Source organism: Sphingobacterium endophyticum (assembly GCF_009733535.1).
Lineage (GTDB): Bacteria > Bacteroidota > Bacteroidia > Sphingobacteriales > Sphingobacteriaceae > Sphingobacterium > Sphingobacterium endophyticum.
Genome location: NZ_SMMI01000004.1, coordinates 496059 through 510559, shown reverse-complemented (window position 1 = coordinate 510559; position 14501 = coordinate 496059). Strand labels below are relative to the sequence as shown.

19 protein-coding genes are annotated in these 14501 nt (G+C 36.5%); 10 read left to right on the top strand and 9 right to left on the bottom strand.

The window, feature by feature from the left end:
• Positions 1 to 59 precede the first annotated feature (59 nt).
• The 5 genes from E0Y80_RS07945 (at position 60) to E0Y80_RS07925 (ending at position 2913) form a co-directional block, all read left to right on the top strand.
• The gene (locus E0Y80_RS07945; protein WP_156307118.1) at positions 60 to 557 is read left to right on the top strand and encodes a DinB family protein; all 498 of its coding nucleotides are present in this window, start codon (positions 60 to 62) and stop codon (positions 555 to 557) included.
• 152 nt (positions 558 to 709) lie between these two features.
• Positions 710 to 1216, top strand: a complete 507-nt coding sequence (locus E0Y80_RS07940) for an RNA polymerase sigma factor (RefSeq protein WP_197091511.1) — start codon at positions 710 to 712, stop codon at positions 1214 to 1216.
• Positions 1194 to 1856, top strand: a complete 663-nt coding sequence (locus E0Y80_RS07935) for a hypothetical protein (protein WP_156307117.1) — start codon at positions 1194 to 1196, stop codon at positions 1854 to 1856. The genes E0Y80_RS07940 and E0Y80_RS07935 overlap by 23 nt, the downstream gene beginning before the upstream one ends.
• Positions 1857 to 1871: 15 nt before the next feature.
• A complete protein-coding gene (locus E0Y80_RS07930) occupies positions 1872 to 2342 on the top strand; it encodes a DUF4252 domain-containing protein (protein WP_156307116.1) in 471 nt (156 codons plus the stop codon).
• 22 nt (positions 2343 to 2364) lie between these two features.
• Positions 2365 to 2913, top strand: a complete 549-nt coding sequence (locus tag E0Y80_RS07925; RefSeq protein WP_156307115.1) for a DUF4252 domain-containing protein — start codon at positions 2365 to 2367, stop codon at positions 2911 to 2913.
• A 75-nt stretch (positions 2914 to 2988) separates the two neighbouring features.
• On the opposite strand, the gene sucD is transcribed toward E0Y80_RS07925, so the two are convergent.
• Complete coding sequence (gene sucD, locus E0Y80_RS07920; RefSeq protein ID WP_156307114.1) at positions 2989 to 3861, bottom strand: succinate--CoA ligase subunit alpha; 873 nt, start codon at positions 3859 to 3861, stop codon at positions 2989 to 2991.
• A 73-nt stretch (positions 3862 to 3934) separates the two neighbouring features.
• Entirely contained in the window at positions 3935 to 4474 is a 540-nt protein-coding gene (locus E0Y80_RS07915; protein WP_156307113.1) for an RNA methyltransferase, read from the bottom strand.
• Positions 4475 to 4591: 117 nt separating this feature from the next.
• On the opposite strand from E0Y80_RS07915, the gene rpsT reads away from it, so the two are divergent.
• Positions 4592 to 4846, top strand: coding sequence for a 30S ribosomal protein S20 (rpsT, locus tag E0Y80_RS07910; RefSeq protein ID WP_156307112.1), 255 nt, complete (start codon positions 4592 to 4594; stop codon positions 4844 to 4846).
• Positions 4847 to 4998: 152 nt separating this feature from the next.
• On the opposite strand, the gene E0Y80_RS07905 is transcribed toward rpsT, so the two are convergent.
• Positions 4999 to 5859 carry a 3-keto-disaccharide hydrolase gene (locus E0Y80_RS07905; protein WP_156307111.1) on the bottom strand — a complete coding sequence of 287 codons (861 nt, stop codon included), beginning with the start codon at positions 5857 to 5859 and terminating at the stop codon, positions 4999 to 5001.
• A 10-nt stretch (positions 5860 to 5869) separates the two neighbouring features.
• Positions 5870 to 6679: an AraC family transcriptional regulator gene (locus E0Y80_RS07900; protein ID WP_156307110.1), complete on the bottom strand. Its 810-nt coding sequence runs from the start codon at positions 6677 to 6679 to the stop codon at positions 5870 to 5872.
• Between the two features lie 354 nt (positions 6680 to 7033).
• Here E0Y80_RS07900 and E0Y80_RS07895 point away from each other — a divergent pair, with 354 nt between their 5' ends.
• A complete protein-coding gene (locus E0Y80_RS07895; protein ID WP_156307109.1) occupies positions 7034 to 8524 on the top strand; it encodes a succinate CoA transferase in 1491 nt (496 codons plus the stop codon).
• Between the two features lie 152 nt (positions 8525 to 8676).
• Here the strand turns inward: E0Y80_RS07895 and E0Y80_RS07890 are convergent, their stop codons facing one another.
• From E0Y80_RS07890 to E0Y80_RS07870, 5 genes are all read right to left on the bottom strand, one after another.
• Positions 8677 to 9264 (bottom strand): hypothetical protein, encoded by a 588-nt coding sequence (locus E0Y80_RS07890; protein WP_156307108.1) that lies wholly within the window; start codon positions 9262 to 9264, stop codon positions 8677 to 8679.
• Positions 9265 to 9422: 158 nt separating this feature from the next.
• The gene (locus E0Y80_RS07885) at positions 9423 to 10376 is read right to left on the bottom strand and encodes a glycerophosphodiester phosphodiesterase family protein (RefSeq protein WP_231595992.1); all 954 of its coding nucleotides are present in this window, start codon (positions 10374 to 10376) and stop codon (positions 9423 to 9425) included.
• Between the two features lie 4 nt (positions 10377 to 10380).
• On the bottom strand, positions 10381 to 10893 hold the full coding sequence (locus E0Y80_RS07880; RefSeq protein ID WP_156307107.1) for a shikimate kinase: 513 nt from the start codon (positions 10891 to 10893) through the stop codon (positions 10381 to 10383).
• Complete coding sequence (locus E0Y80_RS07875; protein ID WP_156307106.1) at positions 10893 to 12098, bottom strand: BT_3928 family protein; 1206 nt, start codon at positions 12096 to 12098, stop codon at positions 10893 to 10895. The genes E0Y80_RS07880 and E0Y80_RS07875 overlap by 1 nt, the downstream gene beginning before the upstream one ends.
• Positions 12099 to 12105: 7 nt before the next feature.
• A complete protein-coding gene (locus E0Y80_RS07870; RefSeq protein WP_156307105.1) occupies positions 12106 to 12645 on the bottom strand; it encodes a DUF1599 domain-containing protein in 540 nt (179 codons plus the stop codon).
• 127 nt (positions 12646 to 12772) lie between these two features.
• Here E0Y80_RS07870 and E0Y80_RS07865 point away from each other — a divergent pair, with 127 nt between their 5' ends.
• Genes E0Y80_RS07865 through E0Y80_RS07855 form a run of 3 tightly spaced genes read left to right on the top strand, consistent with a single transcriptional unit; the run spans position 12773 to position 14471 of the window.
• The gene (locus E0Y80_RS07865) at positions 12773 to 13309 is read left to right on the top strand and encodes a DUF4269 domain-containing protein (RefSeq protein ID WP_156307104.1); all 537 of its coding nucleotides are present in this window, start codon (positions 12773 to 12775) and stop codon (positions 13307 to 13309) included.
• Positions 13310 to 14098 carry a HipA family kinase gene (locus tag E0Y80_RS07860; protein ID WP_156307103.1) on the top strand — a complete coding sequence of 263 codons (789 nt, stop codon included), beginning with the start codon at positions 13310 to 13312 and terminating at the stop codon, positions 14096 to 14098.
• The gene (locus E0Y80_RS07855) at positions 14088 to 14471 is read left to right on the top strand and encodes a DUF3037 domain-containing protein (RefSeq protein ID WP_156307102.1); all 384 of its coding nucleotides are present in this window, start codon (positions 14088 to 14090) and stop codon (positions 14469 to 14471) included. Before E0Y80_RS07860 ends, E0Y80_RS07855 begins: the two co-directional genes overlap by 11 nt.
• The last annotated feature ends 30 nt before the right edge of the window (positions 14472 to 14501 follow it).

Genomic DNA, 14501 nt, shown 5'->3' with positions numbered 1-14501 from the left:
TAATAAGGATAAAGTTATACTTTTTTTAATAACTTAGGATAACAAAAAACACGAATCTTATGAGTATTAAAGAGGGATTTTTAATAGAATTAGAAAGGGAGACCAACAGTACAAGAAAGATGTTGGATCGATTAAAAGATGAGCATTTAGATTTCAAGCCTCATGAGAAATCTATGTCTTTAGGAGCCCTTGCCGGACATGTTGTTGAACTTCATAACTGGATTTCAGGAGCATTGACAAAAAATGATTTTAACATGGCAACAGATTATGTTCCATTTAGACCCACTTCTGTTTCTGAGTTATTAAGGGAGTTAGATGAAGGATATAAAAGAAATGAAGAAACGTTGAATTCATTTCCGGAGGAGGAATGGTATACCAATTGGACGATGCGAGTGGATAACTATGTGATCGCAGAAATGCCAAAAATAGCGACAATAAGGTTTGTGATCAATAATCACCTTATTCATCACCGAGGTCAATTGTCTGTTTACCTTCGCTTATTGGATATCCCGGTACCGGGAATGTATGGTCCATCAGCAGATGAGCATAAAAAATAAAAAAATTTAATGTAATTTAAAACCAGAAGAGCCTTCTTCTGGTTTTTTTATGAACTGATAACCAGTAATTTGTAATATATTTCAATTTTTTTTCAATTTCCATGTAATGAAAAGATAGTGTAATCTGTCTTGTTATTAAATAAGCAATAAAAATGATGAACCAAGAGACCTTTAAACAATCGGTATTTGTCCTTAAGGATAAGCTTTACCGTTTTGCAAACAGGTTTTTAGAACATCAGGAAGATGCTTACGATCTAGTGCAGGAGGTTATGCTAAAACTGTGGGAACAGCGGGGTCAATTGGAACAGTTAAAAAGTATAGAAGCTTTCTCGATGCAAATGGTTAGGAATATGGCCTATAACAAGATCGATAAAATGGGTAGGCATGCAAAATATTTGAATCAATTGCCAGCAGATTATCAACAGGAACAATATCCATCCATGACGAAAGAGCTGATTTTGAAAATGATCGATGAACTTCCGGAAAAGCAGCGGTTAGTGATGTACCTCAGGGATGTAGAAGAATATGAGATTGAGGATATCGCCGAAGTTGCAGGATTGGAAGAAAATGCAGTCAGGGTAAATTTATCAAGGGCAAGAACAACAATAAGAACGAATTTAACGAAGGTTTTTGATTATGAAAAGAGAAGAATTGGATAAGCTAAGGGCAAAGTATTTAGATGGCCAAACTTCACTTGAAGAAGAACGCAAGTTGAAGGAGTTTGAGAGCGAGGAGTTCTTTGGCATGCTTAGCCCATCTGAAGAAAAGATGGAATGGGGTTTTGATGATTTTATGTCAAAAGTAGAGGAGCATGAGTCAGATGGTGCAAAAGTAATTCCATTTAGAAAAAGGTTAATTGCCTTGACAAGCATCGCGGCATCTCTGCTGTTGGGAATCCTTTTAATACGTCAGTTTGTAGAGCAAAAAGACCAGGTGGATAAACCGGTTATTGCGCAGGTTGAAGCTGCTCCTCAAGCTATGGACGTTAAGAAGCCTTCAGACGCCGTCAGTCTTCCAGAAGAAAGTGTAGAGCCAAGAGTTGAGCCAAAGCAGGAAAGTTCTTTAAACAGCCCCGTAATTGCATTTAACAAGAGGTCTGTAAAGAAAGTACAGGAGGTTCCGGTTGAATTGGAACAGGTACAAGAGGATGAATTGTATGTGGAGATTAATGGGGTAAGAATTTATGATGAGGATAAAGCACTTGAAGTTACAGAAACTGCCCTTCATTTAGCAACCTCCAACCTTAGAAAGGGAATGGAAGGTGTGGAGCATTTAAAATACCTAAAAATTGAAATTTAAAAAAAATTGAAAGCTATGAAAACGATTATGTTAATTATAAGCCTGTTTATGGCAAGCATGGCGCAGGCGCAAATCTCGAAACTGGATCAAATATTCGAGCAATATAAAGAGCAAAAGGGAGTAACGTCGATTAAAATAGGCAAACCAATGTTCAAAATGTTGAACAAAATGAAAATCAACGATGCTGATGTTGAAACCATCAAGCCCTTATTGAATAAGATCAATTCTATTAAAATGTTGGTTTTTGAAAATGCAGGGTCTGCCATTCAGAATGAGGTTAGTTCAGCCATTAGTAATTTAAGATATGAAGAATTATTGGTCGTGAATTCTGATGGAAATAAAATTAGATTCTTAGCTGAAGATGTGGAAGGGGAGTCATTAAGCAATCTACTTTTAAGCATCAATTCGGATGATGAAACAGTATTCATGATTCTCGATGGATCGTTAAAGTATGACGATATCAATGCACTTGTAAATAACAACTAATTATTACTTCAACAAAAATATTATGAAAAGATATATCGGAATTATCTGCGCCTTATTATTTGTGATTAGCATGCAAAGCTGTATGGTAAAAAGAGGGGCAAACATGGACTTTGCTAAAGGAACAGACCTGCCAAAGGATGCAGAAATCGTATCAATCAAGGTGCCGGGGTTATTGATGAAAGCATTTATTAGAGGGGAAATAAAGGAATTGAAAGAAGACGATCCGGTATTGGCAATGGCCATTAAGAAGATCAAAAAAATCAAGATGATGGCTGTATCAGGTAATGGGAACAGCAATCTATATGAGAAATTCACCAATTACTTGGCAAAAAATGATTTTGAAGAGTTGATGAGTATCTACAGTGACGGATCAAAAATATCCATCAATACAAAAACAAAAGGGGATAGGATCAAGAACATCATGTTAGGTATAACAGATGAGGAAGATCAAGTATTTGTGGATTTGAAATCGGATCTTGACCTGAATGAATTAAATCAATTGATTCAACATTATGAGGAATCTCAGGATAAGAAGGGCAAAGGTAGCAAGGAATTATCCGATCAAACTTAAGATTTTGTTGTTTAGTTAAATAAAAAAGCCTGGCTCGGATGAGTCAGGCTTTCTTTATATAATAAGTTTTAAGAATTATTTAGCTAATTCTTCAGCGATTGCTTTTCCGATTTCAGCAGGAGATTCTACAACACGGATACCACATTCTTGCATGATTTTCATTTTAGCAGCAGCAGTATCATCAGCACCACCAACGATAGCACCAGCGTGTCCCATACGGCGTCCTGGAGGCGCTGTTTGACCAGCGATGAAACCTACAACAGGTTTAGTACCGTTTTCTTTAATCCAACGAGCAGCTTCAGCTTCCATACCACCACCGATTTCACCAATCATGATGATACCTTTAGTTTCAGGGTCGTTCATTAATAGTTCTACCGCTTCTTTGGTTGTTGTTCCGATGATAGGGTCACCACCAATACCGATAGCAGTAGTAATTCCTAAACCAGCTTTAACTGTTTGGTCTACGGCTTCGTAGGTTAAAGTACCAGATTTAGAAACAACACCAACTGTACCTTTTTTGAAGATAAATCCTGGCATGATACCAATTTTAGCTTCTTCAGCAGTGATGATACCTGGACAGTTAGGGCCGATTAAGCGTGAGTTTTTGTCGCTCAAGTAAGATTTTACTTGAATCATATCTTTTGTAGGAATACCTTCAGTAATACAAACAATCAAAGCGATACCAGCAGCAGCAGCTTCCATGATAGCGTCAGCAGCGAATGCAGGTGGAACAAAAATAATAGATACATTTGCGCCTGTAGCATCAACAGCATCTTGGACTGTATTGAATACTGGGCGATCTAAGTGAGTTTGACCTCCTTTACCTGGAGTTACACCACCTACTACGTTTGTACCGTACTCAATCATCTGAGACGCATGATAAGTACCTTCGTTTCCGGTAAAACCTTGAACGATTACTTTGGAATCTTTATTAACTAATACACTCATTTTGTCTTATTTTTTGCAACGCAAATCTACTATTTTGAACTGACTTCTAAAAATCAGAGCGGTAGGTATTTTGTTATTTTTTAATAAACTTGGTTTTATTAATTAAATCCCATAGGACAATTCCGATTGTAACTGAAACATTGAAGGAATGTTTTGTGCCGAATTGCGGGATTTCCAGGGTGCCATCTGCAATGGAAATAATTTCTTCATCCACGCCATGAACCTCATTTCCAAACACTACAGCATATTTTTTGTCAGCTTTTGGTTCGAATGTTTCAAGGGATATACTATTATTTGTTTGTTCAATAGCATAAACTTCAAAACCATCATCTTTAAGTTTCTTTACGGCGTCGATACTTTCTTTTTCATATTCCCAAGTAACAGATTGAGTCGCGCCCAAGGCTGTTTTCTCGATTTCACGGTGTGGGGGCGTTGCGGTAATGCCACAAAGAATTATTTTATCAATAGCAAATGCATCAGCAGTTCGAAAAGCTGAACCTACATTGTGCATGCTACGAACATTGTCTAAAACAATAACCAGAGGGGTTTTCTCGAGGTTTTTAAATGTATCGACATCAACTCTATTGAGCTGATCCATGGATAATTTCTGCATCTTGCAAAGATAAGAAATTCGAAAAATTAAAAATGATTTTGAATATTAGATTTTCTATGTTATTTTTGCAGTCCGAAATAAAGTAAAAAAGATTAAAATATTATATAGCTAAGAGAAATGGCAAATCATAAATCGTCGATCAAAAGAATTAGAGCTAACGCTGCGAAGCGTTTAAGAAACCGTTACCAAGCGAAAACAACTCGTAACGCAATCAAGAAATTACGTACTACTACTTCAGCAGAAGAGGCTAAAGAATTATTGCCACGCGTGGTATCTATGCTTGATCGTCTTGCAAAGAAGAATGTAATTCACAAGAAAAAAGCTTCAAACAACAAGTCAAAATTGACTAAATTCGTTAATAAATTAGCGTAATTTAAGCTTTTTCTATACAATATTTAGGGGTGTTATTGCAACATCCCTTTTCTTGTTTGTAATAATATCTACAAAGCAAAAATAAAAAAGGTCAAAAAAAATAAAGCCCGAACTATTTGTTCGGGCTTTATTTTTTAATATGTTGAAAGCTATTATTTCTTGCTTATGATTGCTTTTACAACTTGATCTAGCTTTTGCTTGTCATCTTTGTAATTAACTAAATCATAAAGTTCTACTTTTCTGAAGTCGATTGGATGACTTTCGCTCTGAAGGTAAATATATCCTTTATCTAATAATTTGCCATCTTGTTTTTCTTTCGGGTCTATCGGAGAAACATTTCCACCGCCTACTTGAGGTTTATTGTACTCTAATACGACTTGACCTTCCATAACGTGCTGAATCAAGGAGTCACCTAATACAACAAAGTCAGCAGTAACCCATTGATCACCATGGTATGTCTTTGATGTAGAGCTTACACAGTGAGCCGTAATCAGTTTGCCATTCATAACGACATTTGTTCCTGGTGTACACAGGTTTGAAGTTGTTCTTTCATCCTTACCGTTTCCACCCAATAATTGACCTTCGATGGAAAGAGGGAAGTCTTGATCCTTCAACATGGTTTTAGGGTCTTGACCATGAAGCATTGCCCCACTGTTAGCCCATGCCCAACCTTCACCACCTTTGGTTTGTTCTTCTACAAATCTGTATTCAAGTCTTAATACATAATATGAAAAAGGCTTATTGTAAGCAATATGTCCGTATTGTTGATTGAAATCATCATAACCGTCATAACGTACTTTTAGTAGGCCATCTTCCACACGGAAAGTATTTTCATAGTTGTCACCAACTTCATGTAACCTAATTTTAGGTGTCCAGTTCTTGATGTCCTTGCCATTAAATAATTGAATGGGTTTAGGTGTTTTTACGGTTGTCTTTTGTTTGACTTGAGAGGTTGCTGAACAAGAGAATAATGTTCCTAGCAAAAGGCTGGCAATAATGGTTTTAAAATTCATAAATAATGGATTATAACAATAAATTTCGGTTTTTTACATATTCACTGGGTCTTACCCCGATTACTTTATTAAAGGTATTGCTAAATGTTGGCAGACTATTATAGCCTACACGTAAAGCAACCTCATTCACACTCAATTTTTCGTCTAAAAGAAGCTTCAAGGATGTTAACATTCTCAATATCGTAAAATACTGGATGTAGGACATTGCCAATTCCTTTTGAAACAGTCTCGCTAGCGTTCTTTCGGATATGTCGAAATGCTCTGCTAAGCTCTTAAAGCTAATGTTTTCAGCAATATTCTGTTCCAAATATGTAATGATCTGTTTTAGCTTTTCATTTTTAGGATAAGGAAGAGCGAGAGGAAGTTCTGTATGTGAAAGTTCAGGTAATATTAGTTTGAATGCTTTTGCAATTGAATATCGAGGTTCTTCTTCGGGGAATATATTTCCATTCCAACGGTTGGTGAACATGATCAATTCGATTAATAGATCGTTTACAGGATATATATTGACTTTATCAAAGAATTCGGTGTCGGTATCATATTTTGGGAAATAAAGATTCCTCATAACAACCTCAGGGCTACTCGGATGTATACTATGTTTAACATAAGATGGAATCCAGATATAATGCCTGGCAGGTAAGAAATATGATTTTTCAGCAGTCTTTAGAAAAACAACTCCACCTTCGGTGTAGAGGAATTGCCCTTTCTTATGTGAGTGTTCAGTTACCCCTTCACCCATAACTGCGTGATGACAATAGATACTGTTGTCGTAGGTATCTACTTCTGTCATATAGTATTTGTCAATATATTCTTTTTGCATTCAAAAAAGCATTATTATGGCATAAATTTCCAGTTTTTATTTGATAAAAACAAAAAGGAAGCGGGTATCCTTTCGATATTCTTTTACGCTTACGTTACCATTTTATAAATATTAATGTTGAATTATCTGGTATGTTTTGTAAATTATTCCCAATCCAGTAAATAAACATGACTTTATGTACGGTTCGCTATAAAATTTGCAATAATAAAGCATATTGTAGGGAAAATGGTAAAGTAAGTAATCGGTTACTTTTTAATTTCTTAAAAAAAGTTACTGGCTATTATGGATAATTTTATAAATAAAATATTGATTAATATTGCCACACTCTAATAGAGTAATTTCAAATGCATTGATATGATGGACAGAATTCGTCTAGAAAGACTGAAAGACAAAGTTACAACCGCCGAAGAGGCTGTCAAATTAATTGAAGATGGTATGGTGGTAGGATCCAGTGGATTTACAAAAGCTGGAGATAGTAAGGTTATCTTACCTGCATTAGCAGAACGCGCCAAAAAAGAAAATATTCAGATTACATTAATGACCGGTGCATCTTTAGGTCATGGTACAGATGGTTTGTTGGCCGAAGCAGGTGCATTGAAAAAAAGGATGCCATTTCAGGTAGACCCTGTTTTGAGGAGTAAGATCAATAAGGGTGAAGTTTTATTTATTGACCAACATTTAAGTGAAAGCGCGGAGCTTTTACATAATAAAAATTTACCCGATGTAGATATTGCCGTTTTGGAGGTTGCCTATATCGATCGTGACGGTAGTATCGTTCCGACCACATCCGTAGGTAATTCCGTGACATTCGCTTCATTAGCGAAGAAGGTTATTTTGGAAATCAATACTTCGGTGCATGAAAACGTGTATGGTATTCATGATATCTACCAAGCAGAAGATTATCCTCATAGAAATGTAATTCCTATCGTTGCTCCATGGAACAAGATTGGAAGAAGGTCTATTCCTCTAAATCCAGATAAGGTTGCTGCAATCGTCTTCACGGATAAGAAGGACAGTCCTGCCGATATTGCTGCTCCAGATGAAAAGACAATGAATATAGCGAAGCATATTCTGCACTTTTTTGAGGAAGAAGTGAAGTTAGGACATCTAACCGATAGGTTGCTTCCTATTCAGGCAGGAATTGGAAAAGTAGCAAACGCGGTATTAACAGGATTCTTGGATAGTAATTTTTACGACTTAACCATGTTTTCCGAGGTACTTCAGGATTCTGCATTCGATTTAATGGATGCTGGTAAGTTAAGCTTTGCCTCAGCTTCATCTGTTACTGTTTCTAAAGACTGCTATGATCGCGTATTCGATAATCTCCAGAAGTATCGCGATAAGTTTGTCCTTCGTCCTCAAAACATTTCCAACACGCCAGGATTAATCCGCAGGTTAGGAATTATAGCGATCAATACTGCAATAGAATTTGATATCTATGGAAATGTAAATTCAACGCATTTAGGTGGGACAAAAATCATGAATGGTATCGGCGGTTCCGGTGACTTTGCAAGAAATGCATACCTAAGTATTTTTGTGACACAGGCTGCATCAAAAGAGAATAAGATTTCACATATCCTTCCAATGGTATCACATACGGACCACACAGAGCACGATGTGGATATATTGGTTACTGATATAGGTTTAGCAGATTTACGTGGCTTAGCACCAAGAGAAAGGGCACAGAAGATTATTGACAATTGTGTGCACCCAGATTATAAAGAAGAGCTTCAGTCTTATTTCGATCGTGCATGTGAGCGTGGTGGCCATACTCCGCACCTATTGGAAGAGGCATTTAGCTGGCATATACGTTTCAATGAAACTGGAAGTATGAAAAGATCATAATAGACTATTGTTTTATTAAATTGCAAAAAGCTTAGGGGATTCTCTAAGCTTTTTTTATTAAAAACAAAGTTGCAAAAGCGATAGCTTTTGCAACCTCAGATCAACGTTACAATGTAAATGGATTAATTCATGGAACGTCAATAATTTTTTCCTTATCTGTTTCTTCCTGGTAAATAGATTTGGAAACCTACAGAAACACCTAATCCTGATTGTTTGTCAGAAGATGCGCTGATGTTGGCTTTGGAATAATTATACCCTGCCATTACCTCTAGAGCAACAGTTTGGGTGATAAAATGCGCGTAACCAACGTTGGCTCCCAAGTTTAAAGAAACATTATCACCGGCAGAACTTCCGCCAATTCCGATGTCACCTTGACCAAAGAAACGACCAGTTGCGCTAGCACCGCCTGGGAAGTAGTAACGTACGAATGGAGCAATTCCATATCCCCATTCATTATCTGCATCCTTAACGGTTCTAAAACCAAGATTTGCTTGAGCTCCAATAGCCAAACCATCTGAAATGAAATAACCAGCTCTTGGATTTACCTGAATGTTGAATGATTCTGCTTCAAAGCTATAACCTAAGCTACCTACAGATCCACCGACCATCCAGTTACCTTGTTTGATTGGTGTCATGCCTACATCAGCAGAGGATTGAGGCACAGTTTTTACTTCCACTTGAGCAGAACTGTAAGAAATAAAGCCAATTGATAGGGCTAATGTTAGTAGTAAATTTTTCATAATAATCTTGTTTTCATTTAACTATAGAACAAGATTTGGTTAAAATAGTTTTTTAAATGATATAAATTTATCCAAAAGGTTTAAGATTTATTTTAAGCAAAAAGCGCTCTGACAAATTGATATTGGCAGAGCGCTTTATTTTTGTTAGATCTTCCTTATTATTTAATGAAAGGAGAATTTAAGTTTCTTTTTTTGATATAGAAATCTAATGCTTTCCAAGCTTCATATGGACGGTCGGTCGACAATACATCAGCTCCCCTGACAATAAAATCAGCATATAATTGATAGCCTGCTTTTTGGGCAGATCGGTCTAAGTTTCCAATGGTACCTAAGATAGATTTAATTCCATGTTGTCTCAATAGCGAATATACCGCCGTGTCAGGTTCCGTTGTTCCAACAAAGGCTATAAGCCTCGTGTCAGGGATGCCTAATTCGCTCAGTCGTGTTAAGTCATCAGCTTTCTTTATCGTTGCAGAAATCATAATGTCAGGTGCCAATCGGTTGACGACCTCAGCTTGGTTTGCCGAATAGGTGATAATAATACTGTTCGCCTCTGACTTGGTTTTACGAATGAGATCGATAACTTTTTGATAGGGGACAGACTTTTTAACGTCCAATGTATAAATAACCCTTCCAACTCCCCAAGTTAATGCTTCTTCTAAGGTTGGGATTTTATATTCAGTTATTTCTCCATGAATATCTTTCAAGTAAAATTCCTGTAGCTCAGCATAAGTTTTTCTGGATAACTTTCCTTTTCCGGTGCTGGTTCTATCCAATGTTTCATCATGCATAAGGACCAATATAGAATCCTTGGTCATGCTAATATCGCATTCAATAATAGCGGGCATTTTATTCGCGACTTCAGCAAATGTGGCAATTGCATTTTCAGGAAATCCCTCGCTTGGACCTCCTCGATGGGCACTAATTAATGGATAGGACTGTTCATTATAGGTTAAGAATTGATAAAGATCTTCTACTGTATTTAAATTAAAAACAGGGTCAACCGAAGGCATATGACTCATGGTCGATGAACTGTTCGTTCTAAAACACGCAGTAAATAATAGTAATATTGAAATGCTGGAAAGAATAAAAGGAAATATATTTCTTCTCATAAAACTATCGATTAGCTTTAACTAATGTTACCAATTCTTCTAACGGGGTGTTTATTTGATCAACCAAAACATGAGCTCGTTCATAGTAAGGATTTCGCTCCTCAAGCTTTGTTTCAATAAACTGAAGGAGGTCATCTCCAATTAAACCATTCAGGGCTGGTCTTTTGAGGATATCTGATTGACTAAGTCGGTTCCATAATGATTTGGGACTATGTTTTAAATATAAAACTGTTCCATTATTTAGCAACCAATCCATATTGTCGAAAAAACATGGAGTACCACCACCTGTTGAAATGATACCAGGTTTATTTTGTTGGTTATGCAACACCTCCATTTCAATTTTTCGGAATTGATCTTCGCCATAGAGCGCGAAATATTCAGGAATAGACATGCCAATATAATCCACAATCTCATGGTCCAAATCAACAAATGGAACATTTAAGGCATTTGCTAATTTCTTTCCCCAAGTGGTTTTCCCACTTCCCATAAACCCTATCAGGAAAACTGGCTTCTGCATTATTCTACTTTATCTAAATAATTTGTAATTAAATCATGTTTACTCGGAAAATTATGTGGGGACCATTTTTTGATTACGGTTCCATTTAGCATCAACATAACTCCAGGATTTGCTCTTACCATACTTTTAAGCGGAACAGCATCTACATAAAATGTTTCAAGTACCAAATCCATCTGGTCGTTTAAATAGTTTACCTCATCAGACGAAGATGCGGTGGCTAATATCGCTCTAATGTTATAATCTACGGAAAGGTCTCTGATAGTTGAATTGATCCGATCTAGTGCGGCCAGATCAAATGGAGACATTTTCTTGAGGTCGGTGCTTACGACTATGAAATTGTAGTATGGATTGTTAACGATTTCTTCAGTACGATCGCTTCCTTCCATATCCGTAATAATGAGGTCAGGAATCTTTACTTCAAATCCTTTTTTTACCAGAGTTGATTTTGGATCACCTACCACTTCCCAGTTCTCATCTTCCCAAAGCTTTTGGCCCATGTATTCTTTGTCCGTAACGGTCTTAGTTTCATTGGTCGTCTTATTCTTTAACTCATAAATATGTTCATAAACATCTGGCTCGGCACCTTCTGGTACTTTCATTAATGCAGGAATGTTATTTCCCTCTTTATAAGGTAAAAAATCGACTAACGGCAGGAAATAATAGGTATAAATTCCTATACCAAATGAAGCAATGATGATAAATGCAGTTAAAAGGTTTCTTGTAAATAGACTTCTAATAAAAGGCTTAATCTGATCTCTTTTTATGAAAATATAAACGATAAGAATCAAAAGAACTAAATCTTTGAAAAACGATTGCCAAGGAGTCAATGGAATAGCGTCTCCGAAACAGCCACATGATTTTACAACCTCAAAAAATGCGGAGTAGAAAGTCAGGAAGGTGAAGAAAATTATCAGCAACAATAATCCCCATGCGACTTTTTTTCCGGCAACACCTATGATCAGCAAGGCACCTAGGATAATTTCTAAAGCACAAAGGAAAATAGCAATCCAAGAGGCATAATCATTTAGGAAGTTAAGATTTAAGACATGGAAATACTCTTGAAGCTTATAGCCAAAGCCCATAGGGTCATTAGCTTTGATGAGTCCTGAAAAGATAAATAGTAATCCTACCAGGATTCTAGCAATCCATAATAATATATTAGGTTTGGTTTGTTTTGTTTGGGAATAGCTTTGTGTGTAAGTCATGGTAATTTTATTTTGCTAAGCCTAATTTTATTAATGCAAATACAGCATAATTTAGCATGTCTTGGTAGTTTGCTTGTAGACCTTCTGAGACTAGGGTTTGTCCATCATTATCTTCGATCTGCTTTACGCGATGTAATTTCATCAAGATTAAATCTGTCATAGAGGACACACGCATGTCTCTCCAGGCTTCCCCATAATCATGGTTTTTGGCAAACATCAAATCTCTGGTTTCATTAACTTTCTCTGAATATTTTTCCTCCACAATTTTAGGGTCTAAATTTTCATTCTCCGTATTGCCAAGTTCCAGCTGTATCAATGCAATAACACAATAATTAATGATGCCGATGAATTCATCGACAACACCTTCACCAACTTTGGATTCTTTCTTGACTTCTAATGAACGAATACGGGCGGCTTTAATATAGATCTGATCTGTTAAAGAACTTAATCGTAATATTCGCCATGCAGTACCATAATCTTTTGTCTTTTTAATAAATAATTCTTGGCAGATGCTTATAATACGATTGTATTCGGTATTTGTGTCCATAAAATGATTTTGCATTAATGTATGATTCTCACAAATATAGCTAGAATATCATTAACCTTTCAGTCACATTCGTGTACAATTTCCTCGAATTACAATAATTATAAGGTCATTCCAGTAACTTTGAATTATGGAATTTCCAATGTTCAAGGATATAGTTTACTTAAAAACCGGGAGTGAAATACAACAAAGGTCCTATAATATATTGACTAAGTTTTCACTTATGGAACTGTTAGTGCCTTATAACCCCATACTTATTGGGACTATTCCCCTTGACATCGCTTTAAGAGGAAGTGACCTGGATATTGCTTGTGAAGTCTACGATTTAGTGGAATTTGAAAAATTTTGTCTTGAAAATTTCAAAAATCATAAAGATTATAGGTTTAAAGTGAAATCCCTTCGTGGAAAAGAAGTTGGAATTGCTAACTTTAAAATAGCAGATATACCTGTTGAGTTGTATGGAGAGGGAAGGCCTGTAGTTGATCAGTATGGTTATAGGCATTTAGTTAAGGAGTTTGAGGTTTTGGAGAAATTTGGAGCTGATTTCAAAAATCAGATAATGGAATTAAAATCTAAAGGATTGAAAACCGAACCTGCGTTTGCGAAGCTATTAGGCTTGCAAGGAGATCCATACGAGAGTTTATTGAATTATCATATTAACGAATAAATGCAAGAGATAAAAAGTCCTGAGATCAGGGAGGTGAAAATCATTCGCTATATCCAGCCTTTTCGAGAAGGTGGATCCTTACCGGGTTTGGTGGATGCTGATGATGGATTCAGCTATGTAATCAAGTTTCGAGGTGCGGGGCAAGGAAAGAAAGCCTTAGTAGCTGAATTTATCGGAGGTGAGCTTGCTCGTTTTCTTGGGCTAAGAGTTCCAGAAATGGTGTATGCAGACCTGGATGAAGGATTTGGAAGAACAGAGCCGGATGAGGAAATACAGGATTTATTGAAGTTTTCGGTCGGAAAAAATTTAGGGGTAAGCTTTCTGAATGGGGCCATAACATTTGATGCTAATGTGGACGATATTTCTGCTGAAGAAGCTTCAAAGATTGTTTGGCTGGATGCCTTGTTGATGAATGTTGATCGAACAGTTAAAAACACCAATATGCTGATTTGGCATAAAGAGCTTTGGCTAATAGACCATGGAGCGGCACTATATTTTCATCATAACTGGGATAACTGGGAGGAAAGTGTTGAAAAACCATTCGTTCAAATTAAGGATCATGTCTTGCTTTCGAAAGCAACAGAGGTGGACAAAATAGATTCAACATATAAATCCTTGTTTACTAGGGATAATATTCGTGAGATATTAAATGTTATTCCAGATGAATGGTTGGTCGATGAGGTTAGAGAATTAACTGCCGAACAGGTAAGGGATGTATACGTGGAATTCATTGGTAGGAGAGCAGAGAATTCACAGGTTTTCGTAAATCAAATTCAACATGCACGATAGAACATTATATGAGTATGCAGTCGTGCGGCTGGTTCCACGTGTTGAACGTGAGGAATTTATCAATATAGGCGTTCTTTTGTATTGTAGAAAGCAACGATATGCAGATATACTCTTCCACGTTGATGTTGATCGTTGCTCTTTGTTAAGTCCAGAAATAGATTTTGAACAAATACTAGATCACTTAGACTCCATGAAGCAAGTTTGTCTTGGTACAAAAGCTGGCGGTGCCCTGGCACAATTAGATCAGACGGAAAGATTTCGTTGGTTAACCGCAAAAAGAAGCACCTTAATTCAATGTTCATCGGTACACCCCGGTTTGTGTTCGGATGCGTTCGCAACTCATCAGGAATTATTCAATAAGCTAGTGCTATAATTATTAATTTTTAAATACGTTTACCTAATA